The 19,945-nt window shown below is 61.2% G+C and carries 15 protein-coding genes and 2 pseudogenes; 6 read left to right on the forward strand and 11 right to left on the reverse strand.

Annotation, left to right across the window (positions count from 1 at the left end; all coding sequences use genetic code 11):
• The 4 genes and pseudogenes from F759_RS43020 to flhC all read left to right on the forward strand — a co-directional run.
• A pseudogene (locus tag F759_RS43020) lies at positions 1 to 150 on the forward strand (IS256 family transposase); the annotation flags it as partial.
• Between the two features lie 181 nt (positions 151 to 331).
• Positions 332 to 1,555, forward strand: a complete 1,224-nt coding sequence (locus F759_RS0115095) for a YeeE/YedE family protein (protein ID WP_027800588.1) — start codon at positions 332 to 334, stop codon at positions 1,553 to 1,555.
• Between the two features lie 526 nt (positions 1,556 to 2,081).
• Positions 2,082 to 2,402 carry a flagellar transcriptional regulator FlhD gene (gene flhD, locus F759_RS0115100; protein WP_006052742.1) on the forward strand — a complete coding sequence of 107 codons (321 nt, stop codon included), beginning with the start codon at positions 2,082 to 2,084 and terminating at the stop codon, positions 2,400 to 2,402.
• Positions 2,403 to 2,416: 14 nt separating this feature from the next.
• Complete coding sequence (gene flhC, locus F759_RS0115105; RefSeq protein ID WP_020068238.1) at positions 2,417 to 2,986, forward strand: flagellar transcriptional regulator FlhC; 570 nt, start codon at positions 2,417 to 2,419, stop codon at positions 2,984 to 2,986.
• 188 nt (positions 2,987 to 3,174) lie between these two features.
• On the opposite strand, the gene F759_RS0115110 is transcribed toward flhC, so the two are convergent.
• The 9 genes and pseudogenes from F759_RS0115110 to F759_RS0115155 all read right to left on the reverse strand — a co-directional run bounded on the left by F759_RS0115110 (position 3,175) and on the right by F759_RS0115155 (position 15,760).
• Entirely contained in the window at positions 3,175 to 4,506 is a 1,332-nt protein-coding gene (locus F759_RS0115110; protein WP_027800589.1) for an Nramp family divalent metal transporter, read from the reverse strand.
• 61 nt (positions 4,507 to 4,567) lie between these two features.
• Complete coding sequence (locus F759_RS0115115) at positions 4,568 to 5,770, reverse strand: acyl-CoA dehydrogenase family protein (RefSeq protein ID WP_027800590.1); 1,203 nt, start codon at positions 5,768 to 5,770, stop codon at positions 4,568 to 4,570.
• 197 nt (positions 5,771 to 5,967) lie between these two features.
• Entirely contained in the window at positions 5,968 to 6,624 is a 657-nt protein-coding gene (locus tag F759_RS0115120) for a methionine ABC transporter permease (protein WP_027800591.1), read from the reverse strand.
• Positions 6,617 to 7,594, reverse strand: a pseudogene (locus F759_RS37800) (methionine ABC transporter ATP-binding protein); the annotation flags it as partial. The pseudogene F759_RS37800 and the gene F759_RS0115120, both read right to left, overlap by 8 nt.
• Positions 7,595 to 7,718: 124 nt before the next feature.
• Positions 7,719 to 8,636: a MetQ/NlpA family ABC transporter substrate-binding protein gene (locus F759_RS0115130; RefSeq protein ID WP_244438832.1), complete on the reverse strand. Its 918-nt coding sequence runs from the start codon at positions 8,634 to 8,636 to the stop codon at positions 7,719 to 7,721.
• A 159-nt stretch (positions 8,637 to 8,795) separates the two neighbouring features.
• The gene (locus F759_RS0115140) at positions 8,796 to 10,382 is read right to left on the reverse strand and encodes an efflux transporter outer membrane subunit (protein WP_027800593.1); all 1,587 of its coding nucleotides are present in this window, start codon (positions 10,380 to 10,382) and stop codon (positions 8,796 to 8,798) included.
• 13 nt (positions 10,383 to 10,395) lie between these two features.
• Complete coding sequence (locus tag F759_RS0115145; protein WP_027800594.1) at positions 10,396 to 13,581, reverse strand: efflux RND transporter permease subunit; 3,186 nt, start codon at positions 13,579 to 13,581, stop codon at positions 10,396 to 10,398.
• A gap of 70 nt (positions 13,582 to 13,651) precedes the next feature.
• Entirely contained in the window at positions 13,652 to 14,860 is a 1,209-nt protein-coding gene (locus tag F759_RS0115150; protein ID WP_027800595.1) for an efflux RND transporter periplasmic adaptor subunit, read from the reverse strand.
• A 45-nt stretch (positions 14,861 to 14,905) separates the two neighbouring features.
• A complete protein-coding gene (locus F759_RS0115155; protein ID WP_027800596.1) occupies positions 14,906 to 15,760 on the reverse strand; it encodes an alpha/beta hydrolase in 855 nt (284 codons plus the stop codon).
• A gap of 173 nt (positions 15,761 to 15,933) precedes the next feature.
• Here F759_RS0115155 and F759_RS0115160 point away from each other — a divergent pair, with 173 nt between their 5' ends.
• A complete protein-coding gene (locus tag F759_RS0115160) occupies positions 15,934 to 16,938 on the forward strand; it encodes a LysR family transcriptional regulator (RefSeq protein WP_027800597.1) in 1,005 nt (334 codons plus the stop codon).
• Between the two features lie 223 nt (positions 16,939 to 17,161).
• On the forward strand, positions 17,162 to 17,476 hold the full coding sequence (locus F759_RS0115165) for a DUF4148 domain-containing protein (protein WP_027800598.1): 315 nt from the start codon (positions 17,162 to 17,164) through the stop codon (positions 17,474 to 17,476).
• Between the two features lie 274 nt (positions 17,477 to 17,750).
• Here the strand turns inward: F759_RS0115165 and F759_RS0115170 are convergent, their stop codons facing one another.
• Together F759_RS0115170 and F759_RS0115175 are read right to left on the reverse strand one after the other, a co-directional pair.
• Positions 17,751 to 18,824, reverse strand: coding sequence for a purine-nucleoside phosphorylase (locus F759_RS0115170; protein WP_027800599.1), 1,074 nt, complete (start codon positions 18,822 to 18,824; stop codon positions 17,751 to 17,753).
• Between the two features lie 209 nt (positions 18,825 to 19,033).
• Positions 19,034 to 19,939: a cation diffusion facilitator family transporter gene (locus F759_RS0115175; protein ID WP_027800600.1), complete on the reverse strand. Its 906-nt coding sequence runs from the start codon at positions 19,937 to 19,939 to the stop codon at positions 19,034 to 19,036.
• Positions 19,940 to 19,945 lie beyond the last annotated feature (6 nt).

Raw genomic sequence — 19,945 nt, forward strand, 5'->3', positions numbered from 1 at the left:
TTCCCGAGCGACGAAGCCGCCAGCAAACTGCTGTATCTGGCCTTGCGCAACATTGAAAAGGATTGGAAGATGCCGCCTATCACCTGGCGGCAAGCTGTCAATCAGTTCGCCATTCTGTTCGGTGAGCGATTCACCGCCGCCATCAGCTGAGATTTTTAACCGGCCTCAGCACACGAAATTTCTGACACCTCCGCGACGCGGCGCTCGCCTGCGCGACTACGCGCCACGTGCTATCTTTTTCGATTCACATTGCGCTTTCGCTCATCTGCACAACGACGCGCGCCAGCCGCCTGTCGGGCCGCCGGCGCGCGTCCGATGTCACAACATCACCATGTCCGATCTTTCTACTTCTCTTTCCCCCCCACCCCGCCGTTTCGACGTCAACCCGAAACCGCTTGCCGCAGCGCTCGTGCTCATCGCGCTCGGTGCCGTGTATCTGGCTCAGACGGTCAGCGGCCGCCAGGCCGCGCTATATATAGTCGGCGCGCTGCTCGGCATGTCGCTCTATCACGCGGCGTTCGGTTTCACGTCGGCCTGGCGGGTATTTATCGCCGACGGCCGCGGCGCGGGGCTTCGCGCGCAAATGCTGATGCTCGCCGTGGGCGTCGTGCTGTTCTTCCCGGCGCTTGCGTCGGGCAGCCTGTTCGGTCATCCGGTCGTGGGACTCGTGGCGCCCGCGGGCACGTCGGTGCTGGTCGGCGCCTTCATGTTCGGCGTCGGCATGCAGCTGGGCGGCGGCTGTGCGTCCGGCACGCTGTACACGGTCGGTGGCGGCAGCACGCGAATGATCGTCACGCTCGCGGCATTTGTAACCGGCTCGATCGTGGCGACCGCGCACATGCCGTTCTGGACCGCCCTGCCCGCCCTCAAGCCGCTTTCGATGGTGAAAACGCTCGGCGCGGGCGCCGCCATCGCGCTGAATCTGGCGGTCTTCGCGGCGATCGCGGCACTAACCGCGTTCGTCGAACGGCGCCGTCACGGGCGCCTCGTCAACGAGCCGGCGCGTGCGCCGCGCGCATCGCCGTGGCTGCAAGGTCCGTGGCCATTGTTCGTCGGCGCGCTGGCGCTGGTGCTGCTCAATTTCGCGACGCTCGCGCTGTCGGGCCGTCCGTGGGGCGTGACGTCGGCATTCGCCCTGTGGGGCGCCAAGCTTTTTGCGGCGCTGGGCGTGGACGTCGCCAGTTGGCCGTACTGGGCCACGCGCGCGAACGCTGGCGCGCTCGCAGCGCCGGTTACACGTGACGTCACCACGGTGATGGACGTGGGCATCATTCTCGGCGCAATGGCCGCCGCGGCGCTCGCCGGACGTTACGCGCCGGTCTGGAAAGTGCCGGCACGCTCGCTGATCGCCGCCGTGGTGGGAGGTTTGCTGCTGGGCTACGGCGCCCGCCTCGCCTATGGGTGTAACATCGGCGCCTATTTCAGCGGCATCGTCTCTGGCAGCCTCCACGGCTGGCTGTGGCTGGTCGCCGCATTCGCCGGCAACGTGCTTGGCACGCGCCTGCGGCCCGCCTTCGGGCTCGAAGTAGAGGGGGTCCGTCAGACGGGATGCTGATTCTTACCGAAAAGGTTACAAAGTGCCGCGTTTGTAACAGGGGCCATGTTTGTCCGTTACAGCCTCGGTCCGTCCCCAAAGCGTCTAATTAAAAGGTATTAATTACACGCTGCGCTTGCCTCTACAGTCCAATTTCCATTTCAGTCTTATTTACCGGTGGGAACGCGGCAAGTTCGTGTTGCGCGAATGACACGCTCTAGGCCCCAGCGGACAAGGGTTTTCATGGATCCGACGAAAGCTCGGCAGCCGAAAAACGCATGCAGCATGCCCTATTACGGGCTCATGAAATTCTTACCGAAATTTGATGCATCTTTTTGAGATATTTTTTTGAGAAGGGATTGATTTCTTGTTTTGCCCTTCATACAATTCGACCCAAGCTGTTACGAAATGTAACGCGATGTATCAAAAGGTCGCCATCTGTATCGAGGAGGCGACCCGTAGCCGAAGGACAACGTTTTCGGCGAGGCACAAAAGACATAACGGCGAAAAGCCGACTTAGTAATTCGGGGCTTCGGAAACAGAAAAAATGGACCGTAGCAGCGAGACGCTGGACTCAATCCGCGAGATTAACCTGTCGTACATCATGCTTGCGCAACGCATGTTGCGTGAGGACAAACCGGTCGGCATGTTCCGTCTGGGCTTGTCGTCGGAACTGGCTGATTTGCTTGCTGGGCTGTCGCTCGCGCAGATCGTCAAGCTGGCCTCTTCCGATCAGCTTTTGTGTTTCTTCCGCTTCAACGACCACTCGATGCTGTCGGCGTTGACGCAAACGACGAAGCACACCGCAGTTGCACCGACTCACGCGGCGATCCTGCTTGCAGGCCAGCCCGCCGAGCAATTTGCCTGATCGAGGTGACTGCGATGCTCAAGCGTAGCCTGACGGAAGACGCACAAGAAGTTTTTCGCGCCATCGCGCTGATCGAACTCGGCGCACGCATGCAGGTGCTGGAGAGCGAGTTGACGCTCTCGCGCGACCGCATGATCCGCCTGTACCGCGAGGTGAAGGGCGTATCGCCGCCCAAGGGCATGCTGCCGTTCTCGGCGGACTGGTATATGACGTGGCTCGCGAACATCCACGCGTCGCTGTTCTATAACACCTACCTGTTCCTGAAGAACGAAGCGCGGTGCTCGCATCTCGATGCGCTGACCAAAGGGTATCGGCTGTATCTCGAACATTGCAAGCACAGCGAGACCGAACCGGTGCTCGACTTGACGCGCGCCTGGACGCTGGTGCGTTTCTTCGACGCCGACATTCTGCAATTGACGAAGTGCTGCCGTTGCACCGGCAAGTTCGTCGCGCACAAGCATGATTTGCAGCACAACGTCGTGTGCGGCGCATGTCAGCCACCGTCGCGCGCGGGCAAGACGAAGAAAGCCGCAGCGGCTCGCCAGGAAGCACTCGAAGCCGCGCAGGTTGCCCAAGCCGCCTGATTGAATCAATCGATCTGATACACCTTCGATGACGGCTGGTCCGCCCGATTCGAAACCGAAGCCTCAAAAAGAAAAGGTCCGCCGATTTTTGCGCGGACCTTTTTTGTTCGACGTCGACACCTTGGCCACAGCGATGCAGCGACACAGCAATGCGCTGGCCTACGTTGCCATACGCTGCCCTGCGCAACTCATTGCGCAACGAGTCCCACCGTCTGCACGACCAGCCACAGATTCGCCGCCGTAATAACCGCAAACAGCGTCCACGCGAGCATCCGCGTGAGCAGCGTGTTCGCGAACTGGCCCATCAGCGAACGGTCGCCGGTCATGCGGATCAGCGGATAAAGCGCGAACGGCAATTGCAGACTCAGCACCACCTGACTTGCGACGAGTAGTTTGCCGACCGCGCCGTTGCCCATCATCTGCACGCCGATCAGCGCGGGGATCAACGCAAGCGCGCGCGTGATGAAGCGCCGCTGCCAGCACGGAATCTTCAGCTTCAGGAAACCTTCCATGATGACCTGCCCCGCGACCGTGCCGGTAAAGGTCGAGCTTTGTCCGGACGCAAGCAGCGTGATCGCAAACAACACGGCCGCGAAGCCGGTGCCGAGAATCGGCGCGAGCAGTTTATAGGCGTCTTCGATTTCGGTGACCTGATTGTGACCCGTCGCATGAAACGCCGCAGCCGCGAGAATCAGGATCGCCATGTTGATCATCAACGCGAGCAGCAGAGAGACGATGGTATCGATGCGCGACATGCCGATCGCGGAGCCGATGCTCGCCGCATCGCGCTTCACCGCGCGCGTCTGCACGATCGACGAATGCAGATACAGGTTATGCGGCATCACCGTCGCGCCGAGAATGCCGATCGCGAGATACAGCGGCTCGCGTGAGTTCAAAGCCTGCCACGACGGAATCAGTCCTTGCGCGACCGTGGGCCAATGCGGCTTCACGAGTGCGAGTTCGACGATGTAGCCGACGCCGATGGTCGCGATCAGCCCGAGCATGATCGCTTCGAGATCGCGGAAGTTCTTGCCCTTCAGGCCGAGCACGATCAGCGTATCGAACGCGGTAAGCAGCACGCCCGTGGTCAGCGAGCATTTGAAGAGCAGATGAAAAGCAAGCGCGCCGCCGAGCACTTCCGCAAGATCGCACGCGATGATCGACAGCTCGGCCAGCAACCATTGCCCTCGCGCCACCACAGGCGAATAACGGGCCCTCGACAATTCGGCCAGATCGCGCCCGGTGACAATGCCTAATCGCATGCTCAGACATTGCAGAGCCATCGCTGCGAGACTCGACAGCATGACGACGAACAGCAAACTATAGCCATAACGCGACCCGGCTTCGATATCGGTCGCCCAGTTGCCCGGGTCCATATAGCCGATCGAAACCAGCAGGCCAGGGCCGGCGAACTGCAGGATCTTTTTCCAGAAAGGCGCGCCTTGTGAGACGGCGACCGAGCCTTGCACTTCAGATGGACAAAACGGCGCCGTTGCCGTGGTCGGTAGTTTGAACTGCAATCCGGAATTCTCTTGAGAAGGGATGAAAGCGCGGCGCAGACTGGCTGCACCGCGGACCGCCTCAAGTGTACAAAGAAACTTCCGGCAATGTCCCGCTCAGTGCGTAACGGCCAACGTCGCGCACGCGATAGTCGAGCGGATCGTGCAGTGTGTGCACGCGAGCGTTGCGCCAGAAACGATCGAGCGCGAGCGGCGCATGCGTGGCGCGCGCGCCGCAGGCATCGAACAGTTTTTCGCTGACGTCGAGTGCCGCACGATGCGCGACGATCTTTGCTTCCGACGTGGCGAGCGCCACATGCGCGCGCGCTTCGGCGGAAAGCGAAGGGCCTTCGCGCCACGCGGCATCGAGCGCATTCGCGGCGCGCACGGCCAGCGCTTCAGCGCTCACCGCCTCGATACGCATTTCGCCAAAGCGCTGGATCAGATAAGGATCGTCCGTGGCTTTCGTCACGCCCGAGGCCATCCACGGCTTGCCGTATTGCGTGACGTAGGCGCGCGCTTCATCGAGTGCGCCTTGTGCAATGCCCACGAACAGATTGGTCATCACCTGCTGCGAGACCAGCGTGCGCAAACTTGCATACGGGGTGTCGGCGCGTTGCAGCACTTCTTCCGGCTCGACCCGGACATTGGCAAAAGAAACGCTGCCGCTGTCGGTCTGTCGCTGCCCGATCGGATTCCAGTCTTCGTTGACCGTGATGCCCTCGCGTGTGGTCGGTACTACTGCGAACATCGTGTTGCCGGTCTGCGGGTCGTGCCCGGAAACCGTCATCATCTGCGAACCTCGCGTGCCTGAGCAAAAGCCTTTCTCGCCATTCAGAAGATAGCCGCCGTCACCGGTTGCACCCGCAACGAGCCGTGTGTCGAGCGGATTCACCGCATTGCCCCACCACCAGCGCTCTTTTACGGTACCGCCCAGATAGCGCGCGCGTTGTTCCGCATTGCCCCACACATAAACGCTGACCTCCTGCAAGAACGTGAAGCCGAGCAGATGCGCGAGCGCGCTGTCGACCTGCGCGATCTTGCGAATCGTCTCGTAGATGTCGGGCCAGGTAGCGCCTTCGCCGCCGAATTCGCGCGGCACGGCGAGTGTGAGCAAGCCGGCGTCGGCGATCCATTGCTTTTCCTGCGCGGCGTGGCCGCCGGCAAGATCGCGTTGCGCGGCGCTCGCATGCAGTGCATCGAGCAGGCCGGCGAGATCGCGCACTGCGGGTGCGGCGGACGCGTCGCGCGCTTGCAGCGCCGCGGCCTGGCGAAGATCGTTCATGCTATTTCCACGTGATGATGTTCTGGAGGCGAACCTGCGGTGCAGGCGCGGTGCAGGCCCGCGTCGGTTGGACCAGCAGGTTCATGATAGGCGGTGATGCAGGCAACCGATAGGCGCGGTGATATTCATCATGCAAAATGCACTGCATGCAACAGCCGCGCCGCCTCGCGGTTAAGCGGGTGCCATCGCCCCCAAACTCACGCGCGCCGCGCGAGCCGCCGCACGAAGCGATCACCCAGCAGTTGCACCGTCGTCACGATCGCGATTAGCAACACGATCACCGTCACCATCACCGTCGTATCGAAACGTTGATAGCCGTAGCGGATAGCGAGATCGCCGAGGCCGCCCGCACCGACCGCGCCGGCCAGTGCAGAAGAACCGATCATCGCAACCACGGTGATCGTAAAGCCGCCGACAATGCCCGGTAGCGCCTCAGGCAACAGCACATGCGAGACGATATGCCTGCGTTGCGCACCCATCGCCTGCGCAGCTTCGATCAGACCGCGGTCCACTTCGCGCAGATTCACTTCGGCCACACGCGCGAAGAACGGAATCGCAGCGATGCTGAGCGGCACGATTGCCGCCCATACGCCGATGGTCGTGCCGATCAGCAAGCGCGTAAGGGGCAGCAGCGCGACCAGCAGAATGATGAACGGCGTCGAGCGAAATGCATTGACGAGCGCGCCGAGCGTGCTATTCACCGCGCGCTTTTCGAAGATGCCGCCGCGCGTGGTCGTGACCAGCACCAGCGCCAACGGAATGCCGATCAGTGCTGCGATCAGTGCGGACACGCCGACCATCACGACAGTATCGCGTATCGCACCGGCGAGTTCGGAGAGCCAGAGATCAGACATAGCCCAATACCTCGACACGGTTCGCATGGTTGCGCGCGCGTTCGAGCAACGCGGCGATCTGCGCCCGCACGGTGGCGCCCTCGCTCGCACTCATCTGCGCGGACACGATGAGGCGCCCTTGCGCACGCCCTTGAATGCGGTCGATTCCGCCATGCACGAAACTCACGCCGCTTCCGTCGATGCTTAGTGCCGACGCGAGGCCGGCAAGATCGGGATCGCGTGCATCGTCGCCGGTGAAGCGCACGTCGAGCAGCACGCGCGCGTCGGCTTGCGCGATATCGGTGAGCGGCTTCACGCTATCCGCAAGATCCGCCGGCAAATCGTGAACCAGCGTACGCAGCAGCGCTCGCGTAGCATTGTGCTGCGGATCGCCAAATACGCGCCACACGGGGCCGGTTTCGACTACACGGCCTCGCTCGATCACGGCTACCGTATCGCACACCTCACGAATCACCTGCATTTCGTGCGTGATCAGAACGACGGTCAGATTCAGCCGCCGATTGATGTCGCGCAGCAGCGCGAGAATCGCTTGCGTCGTTTCGGGATCGAGTGCGGACGTCGCTTCGTCGCACAACAGGATGTCGGGCTCGGTGACGAGCGCGCGCGCAATGCCGACGCGCTGCTTCTGCCCACCCGACAAGCTTGCCGGATAAGCGTCGCGCTTTGCCGCGAGACCGACGAGTTCGAGCAGCGCATCGACCTTTTTGTCTATCGCCGCTTTCGGCACGCCAGCGATTTTCAGCGGCAATGCAATGTTCTCGCGCACAGTCTTTGCGGATAGCAGATTGAAGTGCTGAAACACCATGCCGATTCGCCGGCGCAGCGTCACGAGTCCGCGTTCGGCGAGTTCGCCGACATTCACGCCATTCACGCGCACCGCGCCTGAAGTCGGCCGTCGAACTTGCCGCGCTCCAGTGTTTGCGCAAGACTCGTCCAGTAGTCGAGATCGGTGTAATGCGCCGAACGTCTCGCGGATGCGTCCACAAGCCATGATTGATATGGCCGACCGCATTCATGTTGAACGCGTTCAACAGGATCTTTTTCTTCGGCATCGCGTGACTCCTGTTGTTTCTATTCAGCGCAAAAGGCGCCGCTTACCAGGCGACCGCGTACAGATTGCCAAATGCCTTGTCGAGTGCGGCGCGCACGGCCGGCGAATGCTGATAGATCGAAATAAACTTGCGAATGCGCGGATCGTTCGCGCTTTCCGGACGCACGACCCATTGGATCGCGTAGTTCCTGTTTTCGAGGCCGTCGAACAACAGCGCGCTATTCGGGTCCGTCGTGCCCGCGAGCTTGATAAAGCTCGGGTAGCCCTGTGCAAGGTCGACGTCGTCGAGCGAACGGGCCAATTGCGATGCTTCGAGTTGAATGATCTTCAGATGCTTGGGGTTGTCGATAATGTCGAGCGTCGTTGCACGACAGTCGATGCCAGGCGTCAGCTTAATGAGCCCTGCGCGTTGCAGCAGCAATAGGCCTCGCCCACCGTTCACGGGATCGTTGGCAATCGCCACGGTCGCGCCGTTTTTCAATTCGTCGAAGCGTTTGATCTTCTTCGAGTAGAGACCGATTTTCATGATCGTGCCCGGCGCAATCGCGACAAAGTTATAGCCACCCTGCTTCTTCGCGTTCTCGAGAAACGGAATGTGCTGGAAGTAATTGACGTCGATGTCCTTATTCGCGAGCGCGGCGTTCGGCGTATTCCAGTCGGTGAATTCGATCACCTTCACGTCGAGTCCCTGTTCTTTGGCCTCGCGCACCGCGACTTTGAGTGCCTCGATTTTCGGGCTCGTGGCCGTGCCGATCTTCAGCGCGGGGGCATCCGCTGCGAACGCAGGCGCTGCGGGCAGAATCAGCGCGAAGCTAAGAGCGCTGACAAGCGCGAGCGTCGCGCGTGGAAAAAACGCCGCACGTTGGAAAGGAAAATGCGCATGATGGACTCTTGTGGTTGATACACGATGTTGTTCGCGGCGAGCCTGATCGGCGGCCCACGCCAAGGTGCGAATCATCATAGAGGCCACCATACATGCTGGTCTACGAACGGATTTTCGAAAGGAAAGTGCCAAAAAAGATTTGCGCGAAAAAAAACCGGACCGTGTTTGTCGCGCGGTCCGGCTTCTTTCCAGCACTCAGTTGCAGCACTCAGTTCCAACACTCAGCAATAGAAACGCCTAGCGCTTGGCCACCTGTTCGCCAGACACCGCAACGGGAACCGGCGTCGCAGCCGGAGCAGCGGAACCCACCGCGGTATCCGTCGCAGGCGCACCGCCCCAGCCGCCGCCGAGCGCACGAATCAGATTAACTGTCGCGACCGCCTGCGTGCCCTGCAAGTGGCTCGCTTGCAGTTGCGTACTCAGCACCTGACGCTCGCCGTCGATCACATCCAGATAGCTGACAGCACCTTCAGTGTACTGTGTACGCGACAGACGCGCCGCGCGCTGCGAAGCCTGCACTGCATTGTTCTGCTCGCGCATCTGATCTTCGAGCAGACGCAGGTCGGCAAGGTTGTCCTCGACCTCGCGGAACGCCACCAATACTTGCTGACGATACTGCGCGACGTCCTCGTCATATCTCGCACGAGCCTGCGCGAGATTCGCCTTGCGCCGGCCACCGTCGAAGAGCGGCACTGTCAATGCAGTGCCGGCGAGCGGCCCCAGAATGAACGCGCGGCTCGACCACATGAACAGATCGCCCAAAGTGGCCGACTCATAGCCGAATGCTCCGGTGATATCGAGCTTCGGGAAAAACGCCGACTTCGCAAGACCGACGCGTGCGTTCGCCGCGGCCATCGCGCGCTCGGCGGCAGAAACATCTGGCCGGCGTTCAAGCAGCGCCGAAGGCAAGCCCGGCGGCACACGCACCGTTACCGGCGCAAGCGGCGCTTCCCCGAACGAGAAGTCCGCTGGCGGCTTACCAAGCAGAATCGCGAGGCTATGCTCCGACGCCGCCCGCTGACGTGCAATGCCCACCGCGTCCGCACGCGCGCTCGCGAGTTCATTGCGGGCACGCGAAACATCGAGCTCGCTGATATCGCCTTCCTTGAAACGGCGCTCGACGAGCTTCAGCGTGTCTTCACGCAATGCCACTGTACGGCGATACAAGTCCTGATCGGTGTCGAGTTCGCGCAACTGGAAGTAGTTTTGCGCGACGTCGGCCTGCAACGACAGCTGCACCGAACGGAACAGCGCTTCGCTTTGCTGCTCGTCCGCGCGAGAGGCGTTCACGTTCGAGCCGACACGTCCGAACAGATCGGCCTCATACGACGCGCCGACCTGTGCACGCCAGATCGTGCCAGTCGTACCGCCCACGCTATCCGGTTGCAATTGCGAGGCCGCCGACGCGCGCTCGCGCGTCGGGCCAAAGCCCGCGTCGACCTTCGGGAACCAGTCCGACTTCGCCGCCCGCGTTACCGCACGCGCCTGCTGCACACGCGCCGCTGCGGCCTTGAGATCCTGATTCGCGGCAGCCGCCTGCTCTTCGAGCGCGTCGAGCTGCGGGTCGCCGAAAATCTTCCACCATTCGCCACGATGCGCGTCGTCGGCGGGCTGTGCCGTCTTCCAACTGCCCGCGTCCTGCGCCGACGCTGCCGATGTCGCAGACACACCCGAAGCCGCTACCGGCGCTTCCTTGAAGGCGGTGGGCGTATCCACCTCCGGCCTCTTGTACGTGGGCTCCACCGAGCAGGCGGCGAGCAGCGCGAGCAGCAAACCGCTTGCGGCCGCGCGGCCCCATCCACTCAAACTTTCAAAGCGTTTCATTGTTGTTTTCTCCTCAGGCGTCCGTGACCGGTGCGCCAATGCGCGGCGAATCCTTCTGCGCGACATGGATCGTTCCGCCGGCCAACGTACGCAGCACCACATAGAACACTGGCGTCAGCATCAGCCCGAACAGCGTGACGCCAAGCATGCCGAAGAACACCGCGACACCCATTGCATGACGCATTTCCGAACCGGCTCCGGTCGACAATACGAGCGGCACGACGCCCATGATGAACGCGATCGACGTCATCAGAATCGGTCGCAGACGCAGGCGGCTCGCTTCAATCGCCGCCGAGAGCGGTGTATGTCCGTCGTGTTCGAGCTCGCGAGCGAACTCCACAATCAGAATCGCGTTCTTCGCCGACAAGCCCACCAGCACCATCAAACCGATCTGCGTGAAGATGTTGTTGTCGCCGCCCGTGAGCCATACGCCGGTTAGCGCGGAGAGCACGCTCATCGGCACGATCAGGATCACCGCAAGCGGCAGCGTCAAACTTTCATACAGTGCGGCGAGCACGAGGAACACGAGCAGCACGCTGATCGGGAACACCCACAAGCCCGCATTGCCGGCGAGAATCTGCTGATACGTGAGGTCGGTCCATTCGAGCTTCACGCCGCGCGGCAGAACTTCGGCCGCCACGCGTTCGGCCGCGGCTTGCGCCTGGCCCGACGAGAAGCCCGGAGCCGGTCCACCGTTGATGTCCGCAGCCGTATAGCCGTTGTAACGCACCACCATTTCCGGACCATAGGTCGGCGTGACCGACACCAGCGACGACAACGGCACCATATCGCCCGCGGCATTGCGCGTCTTCAGTTGCAGGATGTCGTCGGCGCGTTGACGGAACGGCGCGTCCGCTTGCACCCGGACCTGATACACGCGGCCAAAGCGGTTGAAGTCGTTCACGTACAACGAGCCCAGATAGATCTGCATCGTATTGAACACGTCCGTGACCGGCACGCCGAGTTGCTTCGCCTTCACACGGTCGAGATCCACGTTCAATTGCGGCACGTTGATCTGATAGCTCGAGAACGTCGGGCCGAGTTCAGGCGTCTGCGCCGCCTTCTTCACGAACGCCTCCGCTGCCTTGTTCAATTCCGCGTAACCGAGCGCGCCGTGATCCTCCAGTTGCATCTTGAAACCGCCAAGCGTGCCGAGACCGAGCACAGGTGGCGGCGGAAACACCGCGACGAACGAGTCCTTGATCGCGCCGTATTGCTGGTTCAACGCGCCCGCAATCGCACCCGCCGAGAGCTTCTTGTCGCCGCGCTCCTTGAACGGCTTGAGCGTGACGAACACAATGCCCGCGCTCGAACTATTCGTGAAGCCGTTCACCGACAAACCGGGAAACGCCACCGCGCTTTCCACGCCTTTCTGCTTGAGCGCAATCGCGCTCATATCGCGGATCACTTTCTCCGTGCGATCCAGCGACGCCCCATTCGGCAACTGCGCAAACGCGATCAGATACTCCTTGTCCTGCGCTGGCACGAAGCCGCCCGGCACGACACGCGAGATCAGCACCGTTGCGCCGAGCAGGATCGCGTACACCGCCAGCATTGCGCCCTTGCGGCGCAACACGCCGGTCACGCCGCTTCCGTATGCCGTCGAGCCGCGATGAAACACCTTGTTAAAGCCCTTGAAGAAGCGTCCCAGCACGCGGTTCATCACGCGCGTCAGGAAGTCTTCCTTGGCGCCGTGGCTGCGCAGCAGCATTGCGGACAACGCGGGCGACAGCGTCAGCGAGTTGAACGCCGAGATCACGGTCGAGATCGCAATAGTCATCGCGAACTGCTTGTAGAACTGACCCGTGAGACCCGTCATGAACGCAAGCGGCACGAACACGGCGACCAGTGTGAGCGCAATGGCGATAATCGGCCCGCTCACTTCCTGCATCGCCTTATAGGTTGCATCGCGCGCACTGAGCCCGCTTTCGATATTCCGTTCGACGTTCTCCACCACCACGATCGCATCGTCCACCACGATCCCGATTGCGAGCACCATGCCGAACAATGACAACGCATTGATCGAGAAGCCGAATGCAAGCAACAACGAAAACGTACCGACAATCGACACCGGCACGGCGATCAATGGAATAATCGACGCACGCCACGTCTGCAGGAACACGATAACGACGATCACCACCAGCGCGATGGCTTCGAGCAGCGTATGCACGACCGCCTCGATACGCGAACGCACAAACTGCGTCGGGTCGTAGACGATTTTGTATTCGACGCCCGCAGGCATGTCTTGCGCGAGTTCCTTCATCGCGGTGCGGACTTCGTCGGAAATTGCGAGCGAGTTCGCGCCGGGCGCCTGGTTGATCGCGAGCGCAACCGCCGGCTTATTGTCGAGCAGCGAGCGCAGCCCGTATTCCGACGCCGCCAGTTCAACACGCGCGATGTCACGCAGATACGTCACGCCGCCATCGGGCGCCGTCTTCACGATGATGTCGCCGAATTCGCCCTCGGTCTTCAAACGGCCGCGCGCATTCACCGATAACTGCAATTGCGTGCCCGGCACCGAAGGCGATGCGCCGATCACACCGGCCGCCACCTGAATGTTCTGCTCGCGAATCGCGTTGACCACTTCGGTCGCCGTCAAGCCGCGTTGCGCGACTTTCTGCGGATCGAGCCAGACACGCATTGCGTAGTCGCCCGAACCCCACAACTGCACTTCGCCGACGCCCTGAATACGCGCGAGCCGGTCCTTGACGTTCAGCAACGCGTAGTTGCGCAGATACGTCATGTCGTAGCGGTTATTCGGCGAGATCAGGTGGACCACCATCGTCAGCGTGGGCGAACTTTTGATAGTCGTCACGCCGAGCCGTTGCACGTCTTCCGGCAGACGCGGCAGCGCCTGGTTCACGCGGTTCTGCACGAGTTGCGTCGCGAGGTCCGGGTTCGTGCCGAGCTTGAAGGTCACCGTCAGCGTGAGATTGCCGTCGCTATTGGCTTGCGACTGCATATACAGCATGTTCTCGACACCGTTGATTTGCTCTTCGAGCGGAGAAGCAACAGCTTCCGCAATCACTTTCGGATTCGCGCCAGGATACTGCGCGTGGACCACGACCGACGGCGGCACGACTTCCGGGTACTCGGAGATCGGCAGCTTGAAGAGCGAAATGATGCCCGCCAGCAAAACCAATACCGATAGCACGCCCGCAAAGATCGGCCGATCGATGAAGAATTTGGATATGTTCATTGGAAGCTCTTGATGTTTGGAGCAAGCGGTTGGAGCAAGCGCCGCGCATTCCATGCCGCGGCGGCTACGCTCACGAGTTCTTGTCCGCTTTGGCGCGCGCCTGTGCGAGCGGCGCGCTGTTCGGGTCCTGGTCGGTCGTCATGGGCACCATGTGCGCGCGGACCGCGTCGCCCGGACGCACACGCTGAACGCCGTTCACGACGATCCGGTCGCCCGCCTTCAGGCCGCTCTTCACGACGCGCAGATTGCCCTGCATATCGCCCAGGGAGATCTCGCGATACGCGACGTGATTGTTCTGGTCGACGGCCAACACGAACTTCTTGTCCTGGTCGGTGCCCACGGCGGCGTCGTCGATCAGCAGTGCGGGATGCGGTTCGCTGCCGCCCACTTTCACGCGTGCATACAGACCTGGAATCAACGTGCCGTCCTGGTTATCGAAACGCGCGCGCACTCGAATCGTGCCGGACGACGTATCGAGACGGTTGTCCACCGACTCGATCGTGCCGCTGCGCGAGTAGCCGCTTTCATCCGCGAGACCGAGTTCGACCGGCACCTTGCCGCCGTCCTTCGCGCGCCGCAGATATTGCAGATACGTTTGTTCGTCCGCGTCGAACGATGCGTAGATCGGCGAGACCGACACGAGCGTGGTGAGCGGCGTCGAGCCCGCGCCCGCCGACACCACATTGCCGACCGTGATTTCCGCGCGCGACACGCGGCCCGAGACCGGCGCAACAATCTTCGTGTAGCCGAGATTGATGCGCGCGGTTTCGAGCGCGGCTTGCGCGGCCTTCAGGTTCGCGCTAGCTTCGCGCGCGGCGTTCTGCTTCTCGTCGTAGTCGCGCTTGGCGATTGCGTTGTCGGCGATGAGGCGCTGCGCGCGCTCCCAGTCGCTTTGCGTGTAGCCGGTGCGCGCCTGCGCGGCCGCAAGCTGCGCCTCGGCGCGGGCCACTTCGGCCGCGTACGGGCGCGGGTCGATCACGAACAGCGTGTCGCCTTTCTTCACGAGCGCGCCGTCTTTAAAGTTGACGGACACGATGGTGCCCGGCACCTGCGAACGGACATCCACTTTTTCGACGGCTTCGAGGCGGCCCGAATAGCTCTGCCAGTCGGTAATCGTTTTTTGCACCACGGTGGCGACATCGACTTCCGGCACGATGGTCGGCGCGGCAGGCGAACTGGCATCCACACGAATCGCGCCGAACGTGCCCAGCCCGGCAACGACGATCACGGCTAGCGCGGCAATCGCCACACGGCGACGGGAAAGAGGAAGGATGGTCATTTAAAGCTCCCGGTATCGTTGATTAAAGTTCTGCTTATTTCTGTTTCAGCGATGAGCGCGCGCATCGAAGCGCCACTGAAAAAATCGCACCGCTTCCTGCAAGGCGGGCGGATGATCGGCCAACGCCGCATGCGAGATGCTCGGATAGCGGACCACCTGGGTCAGCACACCTGCGTCGATCAGACTGCTCGCGTATTTCTCCGCCTCCACATGCAGCACGTCGTTTTGCGCCGTCGCGATCAGCGTGGCGGGCAGGCCCGCTAGCCGCGACGATTCGAGCGGCGCCGCATATGGATGCATGCGTTGCGACGCCTGGGGCAGATATGCGCGGTAGCAGGCCGCGCACTCTCTTGCCGTGATGTCCGAGCCAAGGCGTTTCTCATCGCCGAGGCGCGTGAGGCTCGGGTCCAGCATCGGCCCGAACAAAGCCTGCGCGGAAATCTGCACGTCGCCGCGATCGCGGGCGATAAAAGCGAGGCAATTGGCCAATTGGCCGCCCGCATCGTGGCCGGCCACGCCAACTTTTCTGCTATTGCCGCCAAATGCACGCGCCCTTGTCTGCACCCACAACGCCGCGCGGTGCGCGTCTTCGGGGGCGGCGGGAAATGGAAACTCCGGCGCAAGCGAATAGCCCACCGACACGACCAGTGCCGGTAAATGTTCTGCGAAATAACGCGAGGCGAAGTCAGCGTGATCGATGGATCCCTTCGTAAAGCCGCCGCCGTGAAAATAAAGCAGTACAGGCAGTGCGGTTTTTTTCGCCTGCCGGTACAAACGCAACGTGATGTCCTGCGCGTGCCCTTCAATCTGCACGTCGGTGACTTCGAGTGCCGTGCTGTCGGCCTCTACCGGCGCACTGCCGGTGGGCACAAAAGAGTACGGCGGTTTAAATGCTTCCATGTCGAGCCGCGCAATGCGCAAAGAACTTCAATGGTGCGAATTGTGGGTTCGGCAGACTCGTAAATAAATGCCTATAATCCGGCAACACAATTCGGCGCCCCTGAACAATCGAATGAGATTGCTCTGTGGATTCGAATCCTGCTCAGTACGCCTGCCCCTTCTGGAGGTTTGCAATGGACCGGCTTCAGGCCATGCAAGTGTTCACACGCGTTGTCGACACCAACAGCTTTACCCGCGCAGCGGAAACGCTCGACCTGCCCCGCGCGTCGGTTACCACGATCATTCAGAACCTCGAAGCGTTCCTTGGTACACGACTCATGCATCGTACGACCCGGCGCCTGTCGCTCACGCCGGACGGCGCCGCGTACTACGAACGCTGCGTGCGCATTCTCGCGGACGTCGAAGAGACCGAGGCCAGTTTTCAGAGCGGCAATAAAAAGCCGCACGGCAAGCTGCGCATCGACATGCCGGGCTCGATTGGCCGCTTGCTGGTGATTCCGCAACTATGTGAATTCCACACGCGCTATCCGGACATCGACCTGCAACTCGGCTTGTCGGACCGGCCGGTCGACCTTTTGCAGGAAGGCGTGGATTGTGTGGTGCGCGTTGGCGCGCTACAGGATTCCTCGCTGGTGGCGCGCCGTATTGGCCTCTTTGAAGGCGTGACGTGCGCGGCCCCGGAATACATCGAACGCGCCGGCATGCCGGCTTCGCTCGAAGACCTGGAAAATCACAAAGCAGTCAATTACTTTTCGAGCCGCACGGGGCGCACGCTCGATTGGGCGTTCATGGTTGATGGTAAAGAGGTTGAAGTAAAAATGAAGAGCATCGTGTCGGTGAATGACGCCGATGCCTACGTGACCTGCGGGCTGGAAGGTTTCGGCCTGATTCAGCCGGCGCTTTTCATGGTGCTGCCGCATCTGCGTTCGGGTCAACTGGTCGAAGTACTGCCCGAGTTGAAGCCTTTGCCGATGCCGATTTCCGCAGTCTATCCGCACAGTCGGCATCTGTCGCCTAAAGTCCGTGTTTTCGTAGACTGGATCGCTGAAGTGTTTGATCGTTGCCCGCTGCTGAGCGGTCGTGGCACGCTCGACGCAACGTGTTCGAAGCGCACGCTGGAAGAACGCGAGTCCGCTCCCGCACTCGATACTCCGGTGATTTCCGAATGGGTTGCGTGATTGAGTTGAATTGAAGCACAGAAACTGAAACAGTGAATTCCAACCGCGGCGCTAATGCCGCGGTTGTTCTTTGTGCCTCTGTTTATATGGGCTTTGGTGCGATTGTTCCGGAATCGCGACAATTCATTTCGCGAAACCGCGATTTATCGACGTCGGCCCGAAGTCTACATTTCACCCTGTCGCAGCGCCGCTTGTGCTGCAAATGAATCGACAGGAGTGAATCATGAAACGCAATCTTCTCGCAGGTCTTGCTCTCTCGCTGCTCGCCAGCGCACCGGTATTTGCACAGAGCAATGGCGGGGGCAACGGCATCGGCCACGCCGGTAGTTATCAGACTCAACCGGTGCCGACGACGGCCGGAAAAACGCGCACCGAAGTACAGGCTGAACTGGTGGCCGCCTATCGTGACGGCTCGCTGCCTTCGCTCAATCGTACGAGCTACCCGAATAAAGGCTTGATCGGACAGACGCAGGCCGCGCGTATCGCTCTGCAGGAAGGGGCGAATGGCGACGTCACGCGTGTGGCTAACGGTCAATAAACACGTAACAAAAGAGCGATGCCGTAACGGTTAGTTTTCCGGAATAAACGCAGGTTACGGCAATAGCTTTCCATTCTTCAGAAAGGAGTACGTCATGACACCATCGGAACTCGATGATTGGGATACAGACGCCGCCGTTTGGACACCGTATCGCGCACCACAGCGTTAAGTGTCGTGCGCCGTTACAATGCGGGCCGCTTCGCGCGGCCCGCTTGCATTCGGCCTGGCAGTCGGCCTGGCAGTCGGCTTGGCAGTCGGCTTGTTAGTCCGCTTGTTAGCGCCTGGGCACGCCTTCGCGCCATTCGCCCCAATGCGTGACAATGTCCTGCACGAGCGGATTGCCCGAGCGGTACAGATTCTCAAGAGCAATCGTGAAGCCGCCTTGAGCGGCGTAGTTGAGCAGGTTGTCCGCGCTCGTCTGTCCGTCGTAAGGACGGTCGAAGTCCGAGCCCGCACGCACCACGGCCACACGGTTCAGATCGACCTTATGCACGGCGGCTGCGCGTTTTAGTGCCTCATACGTGGCATTGTCTTCCTGCTGCGTGGTGCAATAGACGCCCTTTCCATCGGTCAGAATCTTTGTCCAGTCGCGCGCCCGCTGGCCTAGCAGCGTGCCCGACCACCACGTATCGCCGGCGAGCGTATCGCATTGAATGACGGTCGGCGGACGATTAGCCGGTGCGTACGAATATTTGGCGCGCGCGGCCTGCGCCTGTGCATTATCGGAAAGCACGACATTGCGCGACAAAGCGAACGCGGTATCGGCGAGTTGCGTATTGAGCTGGAATACTTCGGTCCGATAATCGAGCGGCGGCTTTTCTGAAGGGCTCTTCGTGTTGATCCCAAGATAGCCGGTATTCCAGCCGGCCGGAATCTCGCGCCCGTCGATCTCCCATTGAATGCCAAAGTCGACAAGGTATTTCGCCCACGCAGCGGAGCCGACCGTGCCCTGTTGAGGATCGATGCCGGCAATGCCCGCCACCATGAAATACGTGCGCCGCAAATCGAAACGCGGCGAGAACGTCAAGGCCATGATCGACGCCGCGGCGTTCGTGTGCCCCATGCCGGTCGTCATCACGCAGACGTCCTGGCGATTGCAATGCACTGCCGGATAATCCGGCGACAGGCCGTCTACTGGAATATCGCGCCACGGTCCGAGCTTATCGAGCCACACCTGACCCTCCGGACCGAACATCGAGATGATCATCACCTTGACGGGCCGGCCCCGCGAGCCGCCCTCGCCGTGCGAGGCAATATCGCTGTCGTCAGCGCTTGCGGGTCCGGAACCAAAGGCCGCGCATGCCGCGAGTGCAATAACGGAGAGAGCGCCAAATGTGCGAGTCAGCATCTTGATCTTCCTTTTGCTTGTGATGCAGTTTGGGAGAGTGCCGCTTCAAGCCGAAAGAAGTATAGATGCGAAGAAATTAATTTCCACTACGTAACACGCTATTTCCCTCGCTGACGCGAAGCTCGCACGAAGCTCATCGCAACTTCTCCGCAAGTCTCCGCAACCTCGCCGCAACTTCGCGTCGAATGACGGAGCATGAAAAAGCAGCTTCAGACGCGCGGCACGTCCGGTTCGAAAAACACCCAACGCACCTGTGGAAACGCGGCCTGCAAGTCCGCCTCGATCGCGTTGATGGCGTCGACCATCGCGCGGCCGCTCGTGTATTCGATCATTTCCGCCTGCACGGCCACCACCACATGGCGCCCCCATTGCAGCGTAATCATGCTGATGATGCTGCGGATCTCGGTGCGCGCGCGCAGATGCGCCTCGATTGCGCGGCGCACTTCCGGGCTTGCCGATTCGCCGACGATCATCGACTTCACCTCGCGCGCCACGAGCCCGGCGATCAGCATCAGCAGCACGCCGACGGCGACGGAGCCTAACGCGTCATAGACGGGATTACCGGTCACCAGCGTGAGCAGCACGGCGGCGAAAGCCATCGCGAGGCCGGCCAGCGCGGCAATATCCTCGCCAGCGACGACCAGCAGTTCCGACTCGCGCGTTTCTCTGAACCAGCGCCACATGTTCTTCTCGGGATGGACCCTGCGGATCTCCTTCAGCGCGCCCCACAGCGAAAACGCTTCGAGCACCACGGAGACGCCGAGCACCACGAGCGCGACATACGCGTACTGCAAAGGCTCCCGTGCGACGAGACGATGCACGCCTTCGTACACGGAAAACGCGCCGCCGACAAAAAACAGCAGCAGCGCAACCAGCAGCGAATAAAAGTTGATCTCACGGCCGCCGCCCATTGGATGCAAAGGGCTTGCCGGCCGGCGCGCCTGGCGTAGACCGAATAGCAGCAGCAATTGATTACCGCAGTCGGCGGTGGAGTGAATGGCTTCCGCGAACATCGAACCGGAACCGGTAAACGAGGCAGCGGCGAACTTGCAGACGGCAATGCCAAAGTTGGCGGCAAGCGCATAAATAATGGCTTTCGGCGATTCTTCTTTCATCGTCCT

Source organism: Paraburkholderia dilworthii, assembly GCF_000472525.1.
Taxonomy (GTDB): Bacteria; Pseudomonadota; Gammaproteobacteria; order Burkholderiales; family Burkholderiaceae; genus Paraburkholderia; species Paraburkholderia dilworthii.